This is a genomic window from Mesorhizobium sp. L48C026A00, assembly GCF_000502375.1.
Lineage (GTDB): Bacteria > Pseudomonadota > Alphaproteobacteria > Rhizobiales > Rhizobiaceae > Mesorhizobium > Mesorhizobium muleiense.
In genome coordinates, this window is record NZ_AYWU01000006.1 from 472,863 (window position 1) to 492,743 (window position 19,881).

Consider the following 19,881-nt stretch of genomic DNA (forward strand, 5'->3'; position numbering starts at 1 on the left):
ATGACCGATATCGATGACAGGGACGAGCAACGCCACCGCGCCAAGATGGCCAAGCGCAAGGCGGTGCAGGACGCCGAGGTCGCGGCCAAGACGGTCGAGAAGGGACTGCTGATCGTCAACACCGGGCCCGGCAAGGGCAAGACCACTGCCGCCTTCGGGCTGGCGCTGAGGATGCTCGGCTACGGCAGGCGCGTCGGCGTCGTCCAGTTCATCAAGGGCAAATGGCATACCGGCGAGAAGGACGCCTTTGCCGCTTTCGGCGACCGGGTCGTCTGGCACACGATGGGCGAGGGTTTTACCTGGGAAACGCAGGATTTGAAGCGCGACATCGCCGCCGCCGAGGCTGCCTGGGCCAAGGTGCTCGAGCTGATGGCCGATCCATCGATTAGCCTTCTGGTGCTCGACGAGTTGAACATCGCGCTGCGCTACGACTATCTCGATCTCGACACGGTGGTGGCGGCGCTGAAGGGCCGGCGCGAAAACCTGCATATCGTCGTCACCGGCCGCAACGCCAAGCCGGCGCTGGTCGAGGCGGCCGATTTGGTCACCGAGATGGGAGTTACGAAGCATCACTTTTCCGCCGGCGTGAAAGCGCAGCAAGGCATAGAGTTTTGAGGTTTCGTTCGCCTCTTCTTCCTTCTCCCCTTGTGGGAGAAGGTGGCCTCGCGAAGCGAGGTCGGATGAGGGGTGTTCCAGCTTGGCNCCTTCTCCCCTTGTGGGAGAAGGTGGCCTCGCGAAGCGAGGTCGGATGAGGGGTGTTCCAGCTTGGCACCGACAGCACTCCGTCCAACACCCCAACCGTCTCGGCGCTGCGCGCCGATCCACCTTCTCCCACAAGGGGAGAAGGAAAGGCCGCACAGTGGACGTCACGCAACGATGACGATCACCGACAGCAAGCCGAACAGTCCCATCAGCAGAAAGTCGGCAACCCGATAGAGTCTTAGCGCTCGCCTGATGTCCACGCTCTCGACATCGCGGCGGCCGCCTTCACCCATGAACGCGTCGTCGACCATGACGCCGTCGTAGGAGCGCGGCCCGGCCAGCGCCAGGCCGAGCGCGCCGGCCATCGCGGCCTCCGGCCAGCCGGCATTCGGCGAGCGGTGCTTTTTCGCGTCGCGCTGCACGGTGCGCCAGGCGTTGCCGGCATCGGCGTCTTTGACGAGGAAGGCGGCCAGCACGATGAGCAGCGCGGTCAGCCGCGACGCCGGCAGGTTGATCAGATCGTCGAAGCGCGCCGCCGCCCTGCCGAAGGCCTCGTGGCGCGGCGTGCGGTGGCCGATCATCGAATCGGCGGTATTGGCGGCCTTGTAGGCGACGCCGCCGGCCAGCCCGCCGACGCCGATCCAGAAGACCGGCGCGACGACGCCGTCGGAAAAATTCTCGGCCAGGCTTTCGATCGCCGCGCGGCAGACGCCGGCTCTGTCGAGCTTTTCCGGATCGCGGCCAACTATCTGCGAGACGGCAACACGACCGATGTCGAGTCCGCCATTGTCGAGCCCGTCGGCCACCGCCTCGACATGCTCGGTCAGGCTCTTCTGCGACAGCAGCGATGTCGCCAAGAGCGCGGTGAGGATCAATCCGGCTGGAATGCCCGCAAGCATGGTTTCCACCGCGAAAGCGATGGTGGCCGGCACAAGCACGATGATCAGCAGCGCATGAACACCGCGCCGGCGGCGCAGGGCGTCGGAATCAGTATCGCGGTTGAGCCTGCGGTCGAGAAAGGATATCAGCCTGCCGAACCAGGTGACGGGATGGCCGATGGCGCCGAGCAGCCAGCTGGGATAGCCGACAGCGAATTCAACAAGCAGTGACAGGAAAGCGATCAGGATCGACATGAAGTCTCTTGATGGAGCGGCGGCAGTGGTGGATCACGGCGGAAGCCTTGGCCGGGCGAGGGCGCTTTTTCCGCATGCGCCGCAGCCCTTCGTCGACCTCTCGACCGGTATCAATCCGCACTCCTATCCGTTTTTCGAGCTGCCCGCCACCGCCCTGTCGAGATTGCCGGAAGCTGCGCGGGTCCGTGATCTGGCCGAGGTCGCGGCAAGCGCCTATGGCGCGCCATCGGCGGCCAATGTGGTGGCAGCGCCGGGCACGCAGATCCTGTTGCCGCGCGTCGCTTCGCTGGTCAGCCCCGGCAAGGCGCTGGTGCTCGGGCCGACCTATGCCGAGCATCAGCGGGCAGCGGCAATCGCCGGCCATGCGGTGACGGAGATCGATGATTTCGATACCCTGGCAGGAGCCGACCTTGCCATCGTCGTCAACCCCAACAATCCGGACGGTCGCATCGTCGAGCGCAAGAACCTGCTTGCGCTTGCCGAACGATTGCGCGCCAGAGGCGGGTTGCTGGTCGTCGACGAGGCGTTCATGGATGTCGGCCCGCTTGGCGAAAGCCTGGCCGGCGATGTCGAGCATGGCGGCATCGTCGTGCTGCGCTCCTTCGGCAAGTTTTTTGGCCTTGCCGGCCTGCGGCTCGGCTTTGCATTGGCCGACGCACTGACGGTCGAACGGCTGGAGGCGCAGTTCGGGCCGTGGGCGGTTGCCGGTCCGGCGCTCGAATATGGCATCCGTGCGCTTGCCGACAGCGGCTGGCAGGCCGAGATGCGGCGCCGTCTGGCCAGGGATGCAGCACGGCTCGATGCGCTGTTCGGCCGCTTCGGTATCCCGGTCGCCGGCGGCACCACGCTGTTTCGCTATGTCAGGCTGAGGGACGCCGCCGGTCTGTTTTCGGGGCTTGGCGAGCGCGGCATCCTGCTCCGCCATTTCTCCGGCCGGCCGGAGGTGCTGCGCGCCGGGCTGCCGGGCGAGGGCGAGGAATGGCAGCGGCTCGAATCGGCTCTTGCCGACTGGTCGCAACAGCGCGACGATGGGGCCTAAAGCGCGTCGCAATTGAACGGACTCATGCGACGCGCTTTAAGTTCTTGTTTTTATGCATGTCGTTATCGCAAAACCGCTGCGCACTTTTGCGCGACATGCACTGGGAGCTCAACCAATGATCCATGTCTGTTCGCTGTCGAAAATCGAGGAAACCGTCGCGAAGACCGGGGCCGAGCGGCTGCTTTCGCTGCTGGCTGCCGGCACCGAGGTGACGCGGCCGGCGTCGATCGCCCGGGAGAACCATCTGCACCTGGTCATGCACGATATCGCGGTGGCGCAGGAGGGCATGACCATGCCGGGTGAGGAGCATGTTCGCAACCTGCTCGATTTCGCGCGCCGATGGGATCGTGCAAAGCCGCTGGTCGTGCATTGCTATGCCGGTATCAGCCGGTCGACGGCCTCGGCCTACATCATCGCGGCGGCATTGGCGCCGCAGCGCTGCGAGGTCGAGTTGGCTCAGACGCTGCGTGCACTGTCGCCCACGGCCACACCCAACCCGCGGCTGATCGCGGTCGCCGACGCGCTGCTCGATCGCAACGGCCGCATGACCCGTGCGATCCAGGCGATCGGGCGCGGCGCCGAGGCCTTCGAGGGCACGCCTTTTGCGTTGAAGATCGACGGCTGATTCTGGTCAGAGGCCTGATCCGTCCCGATCGGGCTAAGGCCGCGCTTGTTTTCACGGCAGCCGTCCAAGCTATTTGGTGACCCTTTCCATGTATCGCGTAACCCCCTCCAAGCCCTTCGGTGCTGGTTCGAATGGTTCGCACTCTTGAAAGCCGAAATTGCGGTAAAGAGCGATAGCGCTCGTCATGAATGAAACTGTCACCAGGTTCACTTTTCGGCACTTGGACTCCTCGATAGCATCGAGCGCCGTCGCAAGGAGGCGGGCTCCTACGCCTTTTCCTCGTCCTTCCGGACGCACGAAGAGCTTAACGATCTCGGCGACATTTCCATGGCTGACGTGGCTGACGCAGCCCAAGGCGACAGAGCCAATCCGAGCGAGGTACATGCCTGTGCTGGGCAAGGTGCACTTTTCCAACAAGCTCGCGGCATCGTCAGAATAGTAGGCGGAAATCACGCCTTCCGACGGAAGACCGTGCACCCCGCATTGGGCAACGTCCCATTGGCCCATCTCCGCGATGAGTGCGTGGGCTGCATGGAAGTCAGCGAGCGTCAGTGCCTTTGTGACGACAACCATCGCGCACCCGTGGATGTGAGACTAGAGAGACAAACCAGCGAGACTTTACCTTACGCATGATCTGGAAACTAGCGCCATCAAAGTGGGCTGTCTGTCTTCAACCTCAAGCGGGGCGTGTGTGGCTCACCTTGATCTGAAACAGACCCTACGCCAACCAGTCGGCCAGCTTCGCTTTTCGCACGTCCTTCAACAGGCTGATGAATCCGTCGGCTTGATGGTTGGCGGTCAGCCGGCCCTTTTCGGCCGTTGCAATGCTGGCGTCGCCGACCACGCCGTTCGGGTTGAGGTCGGTGGCGATCCAGGCGAAGGCGTGCGTTCCGGTGTGGCGCAGCAGCGAAAATTGCTTTTCGGCGCGGGCGACGTTGGACACGAAATTGTCGGCCTTTGCCATGTCGACGAGATCCGGCCGGAAATGCAGCATCAGCGAGGTCTCGACATCGCCGCCATGGATGCCGTGGCTATCCTCAAGCTCGGTGTACAAGCCGGCCGGCCGGCCAAAGCGCTGCCAGCTCGTCTTCACCGCCAGCATCTTTGCCCGCACGCGCAATTCTCGCGTCATGATGCCCATGATCTCCTCGTTGCCGCCATGCGAGTTGACGACGATCAGCTTCCTTAACCCGGCCCGTGCGACCGACAGGCCAAGCTCGGTCCAGGCCTCGATCAAGTTCGCCGCCGGCAATGTAAGGGTTCCCGGCGCATGCAGGTGCTCGTTCGACTTGCCCACCGCCTGGACCGGCAGGATGCGGATGTCGAGATCGCCAGGCAGGCGCGCGATCACCGTTTCGAGCATGCCGTTCATGATCGAGGTGTCAGTCGAAACCGGCAGATGCGGCCCGTGCTGTTCGATCGCCGCCACCGGCACAACTGCGATTGTCGCCTCCGGGTCGATGGTGGCGTATTCTGTGGTCCGATAGTCGCCCCACCACACGCGTTTCGTTGCAACGGTCATTTTGAAACCTCGAGCAAACTGGCGGCGTTGGCGCTGCCCCTCACCCGTACCCTCTCCCCGTATAGAGACGGGGAGAGGGGGGCGCCAGCGTCGGAGCGCTTCCCTTCTCCCCGTCACTATACGGGGAGAAGGTGCCGGCAGGCGGATGAGAGGCAGCACCAGCCTTTGTCGTGTAACTGGAGATCAACGGCCTGTCGATTCCAGCCGGCTCCTCACCCTGCCGCGACGACCTCGATCTCGACCTTGAATTCCGGCCGCGCGAAGCCGGACACGATCATTAGCGTCGATGCCGGCGCCGGGCTGGTGAACAGGCGATCGCGAACGTTCATATAGGGTTTCAGAAAGACGCGATCGGTGACATAGGCGTTGATGCGCACGATGTCGGAAAGTCCAAGCCCGGCGTCGCCGAGAATCGCTGCGATGTTTTGAAAACAGAGCTCGGCCTGCGCGCCGGCATCCTCCGGGATCTGATCGTCCACAGTGATGGCGACCTGGCCAGAACACAGCACCAGCCGCTTGCCGGGCGGCACCTCGACGCCATGGCTGTAGCGGGCAAAGGGCGGCTTGATCGACTTCGGCGTCAGGAATTTGAACATGAAAATCTCCGGTCTGACTGCCAGCGTAAAGCCGGATCAGGCGAGCCTTCAAGATGCAGTGCATACTATCAGGGCGATTATGGACAGGCGTTCAAAAAATAGGCACGATGCCCCCGGTACGGCATGACCAGTCCGGCTTTCGCGCCCCACTGTTGCGCAAGGCGGGCGGTCCGGGCGATGGCATGTGTCTTGCTTCTTCGATCGATGGTGTCGAGCCCGGCGCGCGGCGCGCCGGAGTCAACTGAGGGTGGTGTGAATGGACGGAAAACTCAAGATTTCGGCTGGCGCGATCGTGCTGCTTGCCGCAAGCACGCTGAACGCGGCAGCAAACGAGAAGATCACCTTCGGCACCAACTGGCTCGCCCAGGCCGAGCACGGCGGCTATTATCAGGCGGTGGCTGATGGCACCTATGCCGCCTGCGGGCTCGACGTGACGATCATGCAAGGTGGACCGCAGGTCAGCGGCCGGCCGCTGCTGCTTGCCGGCAAGATCGACTTCTACATGGGCGGCAACATGCTGCAGGCCTTCGATGCCGTGCAGCAGGAGATTCCGCTGCGCGTCGTCGCCGCCTCGTTCCAGAAAGAGCCGCAGGTGATCATGAGCCATCCGGGTCAGGGGCTCGACAGATGGGAGGATCTGAAGAATGCGGACCAGTACATTATTGGCGACGAAGGTGCACAGAGCTACTTCCAGTGGATGATCACGGAGTTCGGCTTCGATCCGGCCAAGCGCGTGCCCTATACGTTCAACCCCGCACCTTTCATCGCCAATCCGAAGTCGATCCAGCAAGGCTACGTGACCTCGGAGCCCTTCGCCGTCGCCAAGGAAGGCGGCTTCCAGCCCAATCTGTTCCTGCTCGCCGACTACGGCTTCGACACCTATGCGACGACGATCGAGACCATGCAGGCGACGATCGACAAGCGGCCGGAGGTGGTTCAATGCTTTGTCGATGGCTCGGCCAAGGGCTGGTACAACTATCTCTACGGCGACAACGCTGCCGCCAACGCGGCGATCAAGAAGGACAACCCCGACATCAGCGACGAGCAGATCGCGTTCTCGATCGAGCAGATGAAGAAATTCGGCATCGTCGATTCCGGCGATACGGAAAAACTCGGCATCGGCGCGATGACCGACGCGCGCATCCAGAGCTTCTACGACAAGATGGTCAAGGCCAAGGTCGTGCCGGCCGACGTCGACATCAAAAAGTCCTACACACTGGCCTTCGTCAACAAGGGCGTCGGGATCGACCTGAAGAAATAGCACCCGGGCATGATGCAGGAGAAAGTGGCGCAAGCGCCGGCAAGCGCATCGGGCAAAGGTCCGATGCTGCTGGCGCTGCGCGGCGTCGGCAAAGTCTTTTCCAACGGCGTGACAGCGCTCAGCGACGTCGACCTGACGATTCGGGACGGCGACTTCCTCAGCCTTCTCGGCCCGTCCGGCTGTGGCAAGTCAACGGCCTTGCGCCTCATCGCCGGTCTTGCAACGCCGACCTCCGGCCTGCTCGACTGGCGCGGCAGCAGCGCTGCCGATCGCTCTGACATCGGCTTCGTCTTCCAGGAACCGACGCTGCTGCCGTGGGCCGACGTCTTCGACAATGTCTGGCTGCCGCTCAGGCTGAAGGGCATGTCGCGGGCCAAGGCTGCGCCTGTCGTGATGGAGATGCTGGCGCGGGTTCATCTGACCGGCTTCGAGAAAGCCGTGCCGCGCGAATTGTCCGGCGGCATGAAGATGCGCGTCTCGATCGCCCGCGCCATGGTGACCAAGCCGCGCGTGCTTTTGATGGACGAGCCATTTGCGGCATTGGACGAGATCACCCGCTTCAAGCTCAACAACGATCTTCTGGAACTGTGGCAGGACGAGCGTTTTACCGTCGTCTTCGTCACCCACAGCGTCTTCGAAAGCGTTTTCCTCTCCAGCCGCGTCGTCGTCATGGCGGCGCGGCCGGGCAGGGTCTTCAAAGAACTCGCCATCGATGCGTCCTATCCGCGCAACGAAGCCTTCCGCACCTCGCCCGCCTATGCCGCGCTCTGCCGCCAGGCGTCCGATGTGCTGATCGGCGCCATCAACTCAACCGCCGGACCGCATCATGACGGCCATTGATCATACTGCCGTAACCCTGGATCCAGAGGAGGCGCGTCGCGTGCGCCAGGAGCGGCTCGAGCGGATCGGCCGATGGCTGCTGCCGCTGGCGATCATGGTCCTGGCGATCTGGCTGTGGGACCGCATCTGCGTCTGGAACGACATCCCGAAATATATCCTGCCGCGCCCCGCTGTGGTGCTGCAAACGCTGTTCGACGATGCCGGGCTGCTGTTCTCCTCGCTGCTGGTGACGCTCAGGATCACCTTTCTCAGCCTGCTTCTGGCCGTCATCGGCGGTGTCGGGCTGGCGGTGCTGTTTACGCAATCGAAATGGGTCGAGATGTCGTTCTTCCCGTTTGCGATCGTGCTGCAGGTGACGCCGATCGTCGCGATCTTCCCGCTGATCAACATCTATGTCGACAACCAGACGACGAAGCTTCTGCTGTGTGCCTGGATCGTCGCCTTCTTCCCGATTCTGTCCAACACGACGCTCGGCCTCAACTCCGTCGACCGCAACCTGCGCGACATGTTCAAGCTCAACGGCGCAACCCGCTGGCAGCAATTGCGCTATCTGCGCCTGCCGGCGGCGATGCCGTATTTCCTCGGCGGGCTGAAGATCGCCGGCGGCCTGTCGCTGATCGGCGCGGTGGTGGCGGAGTTCGTCGCCGGGGCCCAGGGACAGTCGTCGGGGCTGGCTTCGCGCATCATCGAGGCCGGTTACCGGCTCAACGCACCGCGGCTGTTTGCGGCGCTGATCCTGATCTCGTTCACCGGCATTTTGATCTTCCTGGTGCTGTCGCTGATCTCGCACCTGATCCTGCGACGCTGGCACGAGAGTGCGCTGAAGCAGGAGCGATGATGATGTTGTGTGTTCAAGGCAAAAACTGCCTGGCGTCCTTTTCGTCGTTGGCGCTGCCCCTTATCGCCCTGCCGGGCACTTCTCCCCGTATAGAGACGGGGAGAAGGGCGCTTTCATCGGCGGTTTCGCCAACCACCAGCGTCGCAGAACGAGCGTCAAGGCTGCCGTCAGCCCCCTTCTCCCCGTTCACGGGGAGAAGATGCCGGCAGGCAGATGAGGGGCAGCGATGACCTCAGAAATTATTCCCGAAACCGGCCAATTCGTACTTTCCAACGTCCGGCTTCATTCATCTTTGACGCCGGACCTTGCCGCTGCCTATGACAGCGACGGCTTTGCACTCGCCGACATCGCCGTCGCCGACGGCAGGATTGCCAGCATCGTCGCGAATCGCCGGTCCAATACACCCGCAGGCGCCGTCGACCTCGGCGGCCGTATCGTCATGCCGTGCTTCGTCGACTGCCACACCCATATCGACAAAGGCCATATCTGGCCTCGAAAACCCAATCCGGACGGCACCTTCATGGGTGCGCTGAACGCCACCGGCGCCGACCGTGCTGCCCGCTGGAGCCCCGAGGACGTCGCTCGCCGCATGGATTTTTCGCTGCGCTGCGCCTACGCGCACGGCACCAGGGCTTTGCGCACCCATCTCGACAGCGTCGCACCGCAGGAGGAGATCTCCTGGCCGGTGTTCGAGACGGTACGGGAGAAATGGCGTGGCCGCATCGAGCTGCAGGCCGCCTGCCTGCTCGGCATCGAAGGCGTACGCGACGAGAAATGGTTCGAGAGCCTGGCCAAACGCGTCGCTGCGGCCAACGGCGTGCTTGGCGTCGTCACCTATATGCTGCCGGACCTGGAAGAGCTTCTCGATCGGGTTTTCGCGCAGGCGATCAAGCATGGCCTCGACCTCGATTTCCATGCCGACGAGACCGACGACATCTCGGCGATCTCGCTGAAGAAGATCGCCGAGGCGGCGCTGTGGAACGGGTTTGAGGGAAACATCCTCGTCGGCCACTGCTGCTCGCTGGCACGCCAGCCCGATCTCGACGTGCTCGACACGCTGGACAAGATGGCGAAGGCGGGGCTCGCCGTGGTGTCGCTGCCGATGTGCAATCTCTATCTGCAGGACCGGCGCGGCGACAACACCACGCCGCGCTGGCGCGGCGTGACGCTGCTGCACGAGATGAAAGCGCGCGGCATTCCCGTCGCCGTCGCCTCCGACAACACCCGCGATCCGTTCTACGCCTATGGCGATCTCGACGTGCTGGAGGTCTATCGCATGGCGACGCGTATCCTGCATTTCGATCACCCGGTCGGCGACTGGCCGCAAGTGGTGACTTCGACGCCGGCCAGGGTGATGCGGCTCGACGGTTTCGGCACCCTTGCCGCCGGCGGTGGTGCCGACTTCGTCGTCTTCAGGGGGCGGAACTGGACGGAACTGCTGTCGCGACCCGAATCGGATCGCATCGTGGTGCGGGATGGTCGCGCCATCGAGCGCCAATTGCCCGACTATGCCGAACTCGACGATCTGATGGAGAAATGATGGACATTTCGGCACTGAAGCGCGACCTCGACGGTCTGAAGATCGACGACCATCCGGCGATCATCCAGCAGAAGAGCCGCGATTTCTACTGGTACAGCCCGGTGCTGAAGCAACAGCTCGACCATGTCACCGGCGACCTGATCGTGACGCCAAAGACCGAAGTCGAGGTGATCCGCGTGCTTGCCGCGTGCCACCGGCATGGCATTCCGGTGACGCCGCGCGGCAGTGGCACCGGCAATTACGGTCAGGCGATGCCCTTGTCCGGCGGCGTCGTGCTCAATCTCGCCGAGATGAACGCAATCAAGGCGATCGCGCCCGGCCGCGTCGTGACCGGTCCCGGTGCCGTCCTCGCCGACATCGACAGGGCGACGCGCGCCCATTCCGGCCAGGAGCTTCGGATGTCGCCGTCGACCTATAACACCGCTTCGATCGGCGGCTTCGTCGCCGGCGGCTCGGGCGGCATCGGCTCGATCCGCTGGGGCGGGCTGCGCGACCTCGGCAACCTCATCCGGCTCAGGACCGTGACCATGGAGGCGGAGCCTCGCATCATGGATCTTGCCGGTGAGGAGGTGCTGAAGGTGATGCATGCCTACGGCACCAACGGCATCATCACCGAGGTCGAGATGCCGCTGACCGCTGCTTATGACTGGATCGACGTCATCGTCGGCTTCGACGATTTCATGGATGCGGCCGGCTTCGGCAACGATCTCGCCATCCAGGACGGCATCCTGGCGAAGCTGATCACGCCGATCGCCGCGCCGATCCCTTACGACTATTTCAAGCGGCACCAGCGGTTTTTCAGGCGCGAGCAAAGCATCGTCGTCTGCATGATCGTACCGCAGGCGATGGACGCCTTTGTCGCCCTCACGGCGCGCAGCAAGGGCGAGATCGTCTTCCGCGCCGACAAGGAGGCCGATCTCAAGGGCTTGCCGCCGGCCTATGAGCTGACCTGGAACCACACGACGCTGCGCGCCATCAGGGTCGACCCTGATATTACCTATCTGCAGACCCGCTATCCCTCGCCGGATCACCTCGCTTACGTCAAGGCGATGATCGACCGCTTCGGCGACGAGGTGCCGGTTCATCTCGAATTCATTCGCTTCGACGGCGCGATCGGCGTCGCCGGACTGCCGTTGGTCCGCTTCACCACGGCCGAGCGGCTCGATGAGATCATCCGCATCCACGAGGACAATGGCTGCTGGGTCTTCAATCCGCACCGCTACACGCTGGAAGAGGGCGGCATGAAGCAGACGGACGAGGTGCAGCTCGCCTTCAAGCGCGAAACCGATCCGCAAGGGCTGCTCAACCCCGGCAAGATGATCGCCTGGGAAAACCCGGACTATGACTATCGCTCGGGCAAGTCGTTCCTGTTCAAGGGGTTGCAGAAGGCGGGGTGAATGATGACGAGCGTGTGGCGCTGTCGCGCTGACCTGCGAGGTCTTCGGTGAAAATCCTCGTGCTCTATGCCCACCCGGTCGAAACCAGCTTCAACGCCGGTCTGCACCGGACGATCGTCGAGCGGCTGACGGCCGCTGGTCACGCCGTCGACGACTGCGATCTCTATACCGAGGATTTCGACCCGCGGCTGACACGGGCCGAGCGGCTCGGTTATCACGACGAGCGCGGCGCCGGTGATCCGGCAGCGCCCTATGTCGAGCGCCTGCTGCGGGCAGAGGCGCTGGTGCTGTCGTTTCCGGTGTGGAACTACGGCTATCCGGCGATCCTGAAAGGCTTTTTCGACCGCGTCTTCCTGCCCGGCGTCTCCTTCGAGCTGGCCAATGGCAAGGTGCAGCCGTCGCTGCACAACATCCGCAAGCTGGCGGCGGTCACCACCTATGGTGGCAGCCGGCTCCACGCCATGCTGATGGGCGACCCGCCGCGTAAGCTGGTCAAGCGTGTGTTGCGCGCGACGGTCAAGCCAGGCGCCTCGGTGTCGTATCTCGCGCATTATTCGATGAACCTGTCGACCGATGAAACGCGGAAGGGATTTACGGCGAAGGTCGCCGCCAGCATGGATGCCTTCTGATGCGGGTCCTGGTGGTTTATTGCCATCCGGTTCCGGAAAGCTTTTGCGCCGCGATCCGGGATAGTGCCATCGAGGTGCTGAAGGCGAGAGGCTGGGAGGTGCGGCTGCTCGACCTCTATGCGGAAAATTTCGATCCGGTCATGGGCTGCGACGAGCGACGCTTCTATAACGAGCACGCCCCGCAGGATCCGGCGCTCAAGCCGCATTTCGAAAATCTCAACTGGGCCCAGGCAATCCTCTTCATCTATCCGACATGGTGGTACGGGTTGCCGGCAATGCTGAAGGGCTGGCTCGACCGGGTGTGGGCGACCGACGTCGCCTTCCGACTGCCGGCCGGCAAGGGACGGATCCATTCGCTGGTGAGGCATGTGACGAAGATCGGGGTGATCACGACCTGCGGCGCACCGACCTGGTGGAGCGTCGTCGTCGGCCAGCCGGGACGCAAGACAATCCTGCGCGGCATGCGGGCGCTCTGCGCCACCCGCTGCAGGACATTCTTTCTGGCGCACTACCTGATGGATGCGTCGACACCCCGGAGCCGGGCTGCTTTCCTTGCGAAAGTGCGGGCGAAACTGGAGCGGTTTTGAGCTGGCGGAGATCTCCTTCTCCCCCTGTGGGAGAAGGTGGATCGGCGCGCAGCGCCGAGACGGATGAGGGGTGCTCGACGGAGTGCGGGGGTGCCAAGCTGGAACACCCCTCATCCGACCGAGCTTCGCTCGGCCACCTTCTCCCACAAGGGGAGAAGGGAAGGGCGCCCTAGATCCGCACCCGTTCCGCCTTCGGATCATACATCGGCTTCAGCGACACTTCCGCGGCGAAGCGCTCGCCGGCGACCTCGATCTCGTAGGAAGACGACAGCACATCCGCCTCGCTCTCGCCCTGGCAAGGCACGTAGCCGAGGCCGATAGCGCCGCCGAGATGATGGCCGTAATTGCCCGAGGTGACCGGGCCGACAATCTTGCCGTCGCGCAGGATCGCTTCGTTGTGGAAGAGCAAGGGTTGCGTGTCTTTCAGGCGGAATTGCACCAGCCGCCGGTTCAATCCGGTTTCTTTTTTTCTCAGCACGGCATCGCGGCCAAGAAAATCGCCCTTGGCAGTCTTCACTGCGAATCCAAGGCCTGCCTCCAGCACATTGTCCTCGTCGGTGATGTCGTGGCCGAAATGCCGGAAGGCCTTTTCGATGCGGCAGGAATCCAGCGTGTGCAGGCCGCAAAGCTTCAGGCCGACATCGGCGCCGGCCGCCTCGATCGCCTCGAACACGTGTGCGGCCTGGTCGGTCGAGACGTAAAGCTCCCAGCCGAGTTCGCCGACATAGGTCACCCGATGGGCGCGGGCCAGCCCCATGCCGATTTCCATCTCCTGAAACGTTCCGAACGGATTGGTTTCGTTGGAGAAATCGTTCGGGCTCAGCTTTTGAATCAGCTTCCTCGAATCCGGGCCCATCAGGCAGAGCACGGCCTCGGCCGCGGTGACATCGGTGATGACGACGAATTCATCGGCGAGATGTTTTTTCAACCAGGCGAGATCACGCTGTAGCGTGGCGCCCGGCACGACGAGGAAGTAAGCCGTTTCCGATAGCCGCGAGACGGTAAGGTCGCTCTCGATGCCGCCGCGCTTGTTGAGCATCTGGGAGTAGACGATCTTGCCCGGCGCCACGTCGATGTCGTTGGCGCAAAGCCTCTGCAGGAAGGCGCAGGCATCGCGGCCCTCGACACGGATCTTGCCGAACGAGGTCATGTCGAACAGGCCGACGCCGTTTCGGACCGCCAGATGTTCGTCGCGCTGGTTGTCGAACCAGTTCTGCCGTTTCCAGGAATAGCGGTACTCGCGCTCCTGGTCCTCACGCGCGAACCAGTTGGCCCGCTCCCAGCCGGCAACCTCGCCGAACACCGCGCCGCGTGCCTTCAGATGTTCATGGAGCGGGGAGCGCCTGACGTTCCGAGAGGTCGCCATCTGCCGGTAGGGAAAATGGTCGGCATAGAGCAGGCCGAGCGTCTCGGAGACGCGCTCTCTGAGATAGCGGCGGTTCTTCTGGAACGGCTGGGCGCGGCGGATGTCGACCTCCCACAGATCGAAGGGTGCTTCGCCATCATTGATCCATTGCGCCAGCGCCATGCCGGCGCCGCCTGAGGAGACGATGCCGATGGAGTTGTAGCCGGTCGCCATCCAGTAGCCGGAAAGCTCCGGCGCCTCGCCGAGATAATAGCGATCATCAGGCGTAAAACTCTCGGGGCCGTTGAAGAAAGTGTGGATGCCGGCGCTGGCCAGCATCGGCATGCGGTTGACGCCCATTTCGAGGATGGGCTCGAAATGTTCGAAATCCTCGGGCAACTGGTCGAAGCAGAAATCTTCGCTTATGCCGTCCATGCCCCACGGCTTGGCCACCGGCTCGAAGGCGCCGAGCATCATCTTGCCGGCATCTTCCTTGTAGTAGGCGCACTCGTCCGGCACGCGCAGCACGGGCAGCCGGGTCAGGCCGGGGATCGGTTCGGTGACGAGATAAAAATGCTCGCAGGCATGCAGCGGGATGCTGACGCCGTTCTGGGCGCCAAGCTCGCGTGCCCACATGCCGGCGCAATTGACGACGACATCGGCCTCGATCGTGCCTTGCTCGTCGCCCTGCATCCAGGAAACGCCGGTGACGCAAGCATTCCTGGTGTGAACCTTGGTGACCTTCACATTCTCGACGATCGTCGCACCGCGCTGGCGCGCACCCTTGGCCAGCGCCATGGCGATATTGGCCGGGTCGCATTGGCCGTCGAGCGGCAGATGCACGGCGCCGACCACATCGGAAACATTAAGATGCGGGTACATCTGCTTGACTTCGTTTGGCGAAATCTCGCGCACGTCGATATCGAACGCGCGGGCGAGCGACGCCTGCCTATAAATCTCGTGCTTGCGTTCCTCGGTCAGCGCCACCGTGATCGAACCGACCTGGCGCATGCCGGTGCCGACATCGGTCTCGGCTTCCAGCCTGACGTAGAGGTCGGCCGAATATTTCGCCAGCCGTGTCATGTTCTGCGAACCGCGCAACTGGCCGATCAGGCCGGCGGCGTGCCATGTCGTGCCCGATGTCAGCTGCTTGCGCTCGAGCAGCACGATGTCGGTCCAGCCGAGCTTGGCCAGATGGTAGGCGACCGAGCAGCCTGAAACACCGCCGCCGATGATGACGGCCCTCGCCTTGGGAGGAATGGTTTTGGCAGACGGGACGGTCATGCGGCCTCGCGGCGGTAGCTGGACGCGAAGCGGCGCAAGCGAAGGGTTGCTTCCAGAAGCACCGCCTCGGGCTGGCAGAGGCTGACGCGAATATGGCCGGCGGCGGCCTCGCCGAAGCTCGAGCCGGGCATGACGCCGACCTTTTCCTTGTCGAGCAGAGCCCAGGCGAATTTCTCGTCGTCCGGCTCGAGAGCCGAGATATCGAGCATGACATACATGCCGCCTTCGGAGCCGCGCACGGTGATGTTGTTCATGCCGCGCATGGCATCGAGGACGACGCTGCGCCGTGCGGCATAGCGTTCGGCGATCTCCTTGACGCCGTAGCCGTTTTCCAGCGCCTCGGCGCAAGCGAGGCTGATGAACGCCGGCAGGCCGTAGGTGGTCACCAGATTGAGGTTGGTCAGCAGCGAGATCATCTGTTCGGGCCCGCTCAGCCAGCCCATCCGCCAGCCGGTCATGCCGTGGCTCTTCGACATGGAATTGATGACCAGCGTGCGTTCCGCCATGCCTGGCAGTGAACGCGGCGAGACGTGCTCGCCGCCGCCCAGCGTCCAATAGACCTCGTCCGACAGCAGCCAGAGGTCATGCTCCCGGCAGATCTGCGCCAGCTCTTCCAGCCGCTGGCGCGAATAGACGGCACCCGTCGGGTTGTTCGGCGTGTTGATCAGGATGGCGCGGGTGTTCGGCCGAAGTCCTGCGCGAATGTCGGCGGCGCGCGGCTGGAAACCATCCTCGGCGGGTGTCTCGACCACGGTGAAATCTGCGCCCGCCGCACTGAAGGTGTTGGGGTAGGTCGCGTAATAGGGCGCCACCACAATGGCATGGTCGCCCTGGTCGAGAACGGCCTGCACCGCCGCGTAAAGTGCCGCCTGCCCGCCCGGTGTGGCGATGACCTGGTCGGGGTTGGTCGTAACGCCGGTGCAGGCGGTCGAGGCCGCCGCCATGGCCTGGCGCAGGCGCGGAATGCCGGCAAGCGGGGTATAGTGGTGATTGCTGGCGCGAACCGCGGTCACGCAGGCTTCGATCGTCTGCGTCGGCGTGTCGAAATCATGGTCGCCGACCGACAGCATGATGATGTCCTCGCCGGCCTGCTTGCGCGTCCAGGCGGCGAAATGGACCTCCCAGCCGTCCTTGCCGGAAGGCACGATGCCGGAAATGCGCGATGACGGTCTGGGCATTATGCTACTCCCGAAATTTCGTAGCCGGCGTGTTCGAGCCGGTCGCGCAGGGCCGCGATATGAGGCGGCCCGACTTCGCAGCAGCCGCCGACGATGTCGGCGCCGGCCTCGACCCAGCCGACCGCCTGGTCGGCATAGGCATCCGGATCGAGGTCGTGGCGGGCGTGCAGCACTTCCACCGTTCCGCCATGCTTGAGCGCCTCGACCGAGGTGAAGCCGTTGGCATAGGCGCCAACCGGCCCGCCGAGAGCGATCAGTTCGGGCAGCGCTGCAGCAATGGCTTCGGGCCGGCAGCAATTGATCAGCCTGGCTGCGACCGGCAGGCCGTCGAGAGCTCTTGCTGCCGCCGCTATGGTTTCGCCGCTGCGCAGCCGCGGCGCGCCGTGATCGGCGAGCGTCCACGACACCCACACCGGCTTGCCGCTTTCCGACGCGGCGGTGACAGCCGCGCGCGCCTCCTCGGCCGACGCCATGGTCTCGCACAGGAACAGATCGACACCGTCGGCCTGCTCGGCAACGATGCGGCGGTAGATGTCGAGCGTATCCTCGAAGGATATCGTCAGGGCCGGTGCGTAGCTGCCGAACAGCGGCGACAGGCAGCCGGCGATTGCCGCGTCGCCGGCCTGGTCGCGCGCTTGCCTTGCCAGTTCTATGCCGCGCTGCTGCAGCGGCTTGAACAGCTCTTCCGCGCCCTCGCGCGCCAGCCGCTCGGGGGTTGCGGAATAGGTGTTGATGGTGATGACGCGGGCGCCGGCCCGAATGAACTCCGCATGCAGGTCGCGCACCAGGTCCGGTTCGTCGATCAGCACCCTGGCCGACCATAGCGGGGTGGGATCGGAGCTGCTGCGGCGGACCAGTTCCTGGCCCATGCCGCCGTCGGTGAGAATGACTGAATTCATGCGCGCAACCTCTCGTTGTTTGGATCCCACAGCGGTTCGTCCTTCTGCACGACCGCCTTGAAGCGCTCGCCGAAGATCTCGACCTCGACCGCAGTTCCCGGCTCAGTCAGGTCGGCGCGCAGCACGCCGAGCGCGATCGACTTGTCGATCCGATGACCCCAGCCGCCGGACGTCGTCTCGCCGACGATCCGGCCGTCATGCCACAGCGTCGACATGGTTGGCGCGTCGCAGTCGCCGGGGTTTTCGACGACCAGCGTGACAAAGCGCTTCTTCACGCCCTGCTGCTTCTCGTTTTGCAGCGCCGCCTTGCCACGGAAATCCGGCTTGTCCCATTTCACGAAACGCTCCAGCCCACCCTGCAGGATCGAATAGTCGGTCGACAGGTCGCCTTTCCAGGCGCGATAGGATTTTTCAAGCCGCAATGAATCCAGTGCGTACATGCCGAACGGCTTCAGCCCATGCTTCTGCCCTGCCGCCCAGACGGCGTCGAACACGGTGGAGGTATCGTCGATCCTGGTGTGGATTTCCCAGCCGAGTTCGCCGGCGAAGGACACACGCAACAGCCTTGCCCAACGGCCGGCAATTGTCGTCTCCTGGTGGGTCAGCCAGGGCAGAGCAAGGTCGGCGGCGCAGACATCGGCGAGGATTTTTCGCGAATTGGGCCCGGCGAGGATCTGCGTGGCGTATTCCTCGGTCCGGTCGACCAGCCTGAACGAGGCGTCCTTCGGCATGCGCCATTTCAGCCATTCAAAATCGTGCCATTGCGCCACCGCGGCGGTGATCAGCGTCATCAAATTCTCGTCGTGGCGAACGGCAGACATTTCGGTGACGATGCGGCCCTTGTCGTCGGCAAAATAGACGAGGCCGATGCGGCCGGGTTTCGGCACCAGGCCGGTGATCTGTTGGCTCAACCAGTCGGCCGCGCCCGGACCGTCGAGATTGAAGCGGGAGAACCCGGGCAGGTCCAAAATGCCGGCGGCATCGCGCACGGCAAGGCATTCTTCGCGCACGCGATGCTGCCACGGCCCGTCGCGGCGGAAGGTCAGCGTCGCGGTTTCCGAGACGTCGTCGCCGGCCTGCGCGTACCAGGTGGCGCGCTCCCAGCCATTATAGGCGTCGAAGCAAGCGCCGAGCGCCTTGATGCGATCGTGGATCGGCGACAGTTTGCGGTCGCGGCCTGCCGGCCAGGCATGGCGCGGGAACTGGATGGCGTATTCGTTGCCGTAGATTTCCATGCCCTTGGCGACGCAGTAATCCGGGGCCGAGGCAAAGCTGGTGAAGCGGCGTGGATCGCAGGACCACATGTCCCATTCGGTTTGGCCTTCAGTCACCCATTCGGCCAGCACCTTGCCGGCGCCGCCGCCCTGGGCGATGCCGAAGGTGAAGACGCAGGCCTCGAAGGCGTTCGGCACGCCGGGCATCGGGCCGATCAGCGGGTTGCCGTCCGGCGCGTAGGGGATCGGACCGTTGATGACCTTGGACAGGCCGGCGGTGCCGAGAATCGGCACCCGGGCGACGGCATCGGCCAGATAGTCCTCGAGCCGGTCGAGATCGTCGGGGAACAGCTGGAACGAAAAATCGTCTGACATCGGATCGTTGTGGCCGACCCAATGGGCACGGCAATTGCGCTCATAGGGGCCGAGATTCATGCCGTTCTTTTCCTGGCGCAGATAATAGGAGGTGTCGACGTCGCGCAGCAGCGGCAGTTTCTTGCCCTGCTCCTTCGACCACGCGGCCAGTTCGGGGATTTCCTCGAACAGGATATATTGATGGCTCATCACCATCATCGGCACGTCGCGGCCGAACATCCTGCCGACTTCGGCCGCACGGTAGCCGGCGGCGTTGACGACGATCTCGCAGCGGATCTCGCCCTGAGCGGTCTCGACCACCCACTCGTCCTTGTCGCGGCGCACGCCGGTGACCGGACAGAAGCGAATGATCTTCGCACCCAGGTCGCGGGCGCCCTTGGCCAGCGCCTGGGTCAACTGCGCCGGGTCGATGTCGCCGTCGCTCGGATCGTAGAGCGCGCCCTTCAATTCATGCGTTTCGATGAACGGGTAGCGGCGCTTGATCTCGTCGAGCCCGACCACATCGATGTCCATGCCCTGGTAGCGGCCCATGCCCTTGGCGCGCTGAAACTCCTGCATGCGCTGGGCTGTATGGGCCAGCCTGAGCGAGCCGGTGACATGGTAGTTCATGGGATAGCCGACCGCGTCGGCCAGCCCGCGATAGAGCTCGGTCGAATAGCGCTGCATGTTCATCAGCGACCATGACGAGGAGAAGGTCGGCACGTTGCCGGCCGCATGCCAGGTCGAGCCGGAGGTGAGCTCGTTCTTTTCGAGGAGCACGCAGTCGGTCCAGCCCGCCTTTGCGAGATGGTAGAGCGCCGACGCACCCACGACACCGCCTCCGATGATCACCACACGTGCCGTGGTCGGCAAACCGGCCATATTCTTCTCCAGACCT

Annotated in this window: 18 protein-coding genes; 10 read left to right on the forward strand and 8 right to left on the reverse strand. The window is 63.8% G+C overall.

Annotated elements, in window-relative coordinates:
- Window positions 1-615, forward strand: coding sequence for a cob(I)yrinic acid a,c-diamide adenosyltransferase (gene cobO, locus X738_RS56235; RefSeq protein WP_023798885.1), 615 nt, complete (start codon window positions 1-3; stop codon window positions 613-615).
- Window positions 616-866: 251 nt separating this feature from the next.
- Here cobO and cbiB read toward each other — a convergent pair whose 3' ends face one another.
- A complete protein-coding gene (cbiB, locus tag X738_RS56240; RefSeq protein WP_023798886.1) occupies window positions 867-1,835 on the reverse strand; it encodes an adenosylcobinamide-phosphate synthase CbiB in 969 nt (322 codons plus the stop codon).
- Between cbiB and cobD the strand changes: the two genes are divergently transcribed.
- Window positions 1,834-2,874: a threonine-phosphate decarboxylase CobD gene (cobD, locus tag X738_RS56245; protein ID WP_023798887.1), complete on the forward strand. Its 1,041-nt coding sequence runs from the start codon at window positions 1,834-1,836 to the stop codon at window positions 2,872-2,874. The two genes, cbiB and cobD, sit on opposite strands and share 2 nt — an antisense overlap.
- Window positions 2,875-2,989: 115 nt before the next feature.
- Entirely contained in the window at window positions 2,990-3,499 is a 510-nt protein-coding gene (locus tag X738_RS56250) for a tyrosine phosphatase family protein (RefSeq protein ID WP_023798888.1), read from the forward strand.
- A gap of 69 nt (window positions 3,500-3,568) precedes the next feature.
- Here the strand turns inward: X738_RS56250 and X738_RS80810 are convergent, their stop codons facing one another.
- The 3 genes from X738_RS80810 to X738_RS56265 all read right to left on the reverse strand — a co-directional run bounded on the left by X738_RS80810 (window position 3,569) and on the right by X738_RS56265 (window position 5,617).
- Entirely contained in the window at window positions 3,569-4,072 is a 504-nt protein-coding gene (locus X738_RS80810; RefSeq protein WP_023798889.1) for a GNAT family N-acetyltransferase, read from the reverse strand.
- 145 nt (window positions 4,073-4,217) lie between these two features.
- Complete coding sequence (locus tag X738_RS56260; RefSeq protein WP_023798890.1) at window positions 4,218-5,021, reverse strand: creatininase family protein; 804 nt, start codon at window positions 5,019-5,021, stop codon at window positions 4,218-4,220.
- Window positions 5,022-5,233: 212 nt separating this feature from the next.
- The gene (locus X738_RS56265; protein WP_023798891.1) at window positions 5,234-5,617 is read right to left on the reverse strand and encodes a RidA family protein; all 384 of its coding nucleotides are present in this window, start codon (window positions 5,615-5,617) and stop codon (window positions 5,234-5,236) included.
- A 256-nt stretch (window positions 5,618-5,873) separates the two neighbouring features.
- Here X738_RS56265 and X738_RS56270 point away from each other — a divergent pair, with 256 nt between their 5' ends.
- The 7 genes from X738_RS56270 to X738_RS56300 all read left to right on the forward strand — a co-directional run bounded on the left by X738_RS56270 (window position 5,874) and on the right by X738_RS56300 (window position 12,709).
- Complete coding sequence (locus X738_RS56270) at window positions 5,874-6,878, forward strand: ABC transporter substrate-binding protein (RefSeq protein ID WP_023798892.1); 1,005 nt, start codon at window positions 5,874-5,876, stop codon at window positions 6,876-6,878.
- 9 nt (window positions 6,879-6,887) lie between these two features.
- A complete protein-coding gene (locus X738_RS56275; RefSeq protein ID WP_023798893.1) occupies window positions 6,888-7,718 on the forward strand; it encodes an ABC transporter ATP-binding protein in 831 nt (276 codons plus the stop codon).
- A complete protein-coding gene (locus X738_RS56280; protein WP_023798894.1) occupies window positions 7,705-8,556 on the forward strand; it encodes an ABC transporter permease in 852 nt (283 codons plus the stop codon). The genes X738_RS56275 and X738_RS56280 overlap by 14 nt, the downstream gene beginning before the upstream one ends.
- Window positions 8,557-8,782: 226 nt before the next feature.
- Window positions 8,783-10,096 (forward strand): cytosine deaminase, encoded by a 1,314-nt coding sequence (locus X738_RS56285; protein ID WP_373420404.1) that lies wholly within the window; start codon window positions 8,783-8,785, stop codon window positions 10,094-10,096.
- Window positions 10,093-11,493: an FAD-binding oxidoreductase gene (locus X738_RS56290; protein WP_023798896.1), complete on the forward strand. Its 1,401-nt coding sequence runs from the start codon at window positions 10,093-10,095 to the stop codon at window positions 11,491-11,493. Before X738_RS56285 ends, X738_RS56290 begins: the two co-directional genes overlap by 4 nt.
- Window positions 11,494-11,540: 47 nt before the next feature.
- Window positions 11,541-12,122 carry an NAD(P)H-dependent oxidoreductase gene (locus X738_RS56295; protein WP_023798897.1) on the forward strand — a complete coding sequence of 194 codons (582 nt, stop codon included), beginning with the start codon at window positions 11,541-11,543 and terminating at the stop codon, window positions 12,120-12,122.
- Window positions 12,122-12,709 (forward strand): NAD(P)H-dependent oxidoreductase, encoded by a 588-nt coding sequence (locus X738_RS56300; RefSeq protein WP_023798898.1) that lies wholly within the window; start codon window positions 12,122-12,124, stop codon window positions 12,707-12,709. The genes X738_RS56295 and X738_RS56300 overlap by 1 nt, the downstream gene beginning before the upstream one ends.
- 169 nt (window positions 12,710-12,878) lie before the next feature.
- Here X738_RS56300 and X738_RS56305 read toward each other — a convergent pair whose 3' ends face one another.
- Genes X738_RS56305 through X738_RS56320 form a run of 4 tightly spaced genes read right to left on the reverse strand, consistent with a single transcriptional unit; the run spans window position 12,879 to window position 19,865 of the window.
- Window positions 12,879-15,338: a GcvT family protein gene (locus X738_RS56305; protein WP_031254772.1), complete on the reverse strand. Its 2,460-nt coding sequence runs from the start codon at window positions 15,336-15,338 to the stop codon at window positions 12,879-12,881.
- Window positions 15,335-16,516, reverse strand: a complete 1,182-nt coding sequence (locus X738_RS56310; RefSeq protein ID WP_023798900.1) for a pyridoxal phosphate-dependent aminotransferase — start codon at window positions 16,514-16,516, stop codon at window positions 15,335-15,337. Before X738_RS56310 ends, X738_RS56305 begins: the two co-directional genes overlap by 4 nt.
- Complete coding sequence (locus X738_RS56315; protein WP_023798901.1) at window positions 16,516-17,415, reverse strand: homocysteine S-methyltransferase family protein; 900 nt, start codon at window positions 17,413-17,415, stop codon at window positions 16,516-16,518. The genes X738_RS56310 and X738_RS56315 overlap by 1 nt, the downstream gene beginning before the upstream one ends.
- On the reverse strand, window positions 17,412-19,865 hold the full coding sequence (locus tag X738_RS56320; RefSeq protein ID WP_023798902.1) for a GcvT family protein: 2,454 nt from the start codon (window positions 19,863-19,865) through the stop codon (window positions 17,412-17,414). The genes X738_RS56315 and X738_RS56320 overlap by 4 nt, the downstream gene beginning before the upstream one ends.
- Between the last annotated feature and the right edge of the window lie 16 nt (window positions 19,866-19,881).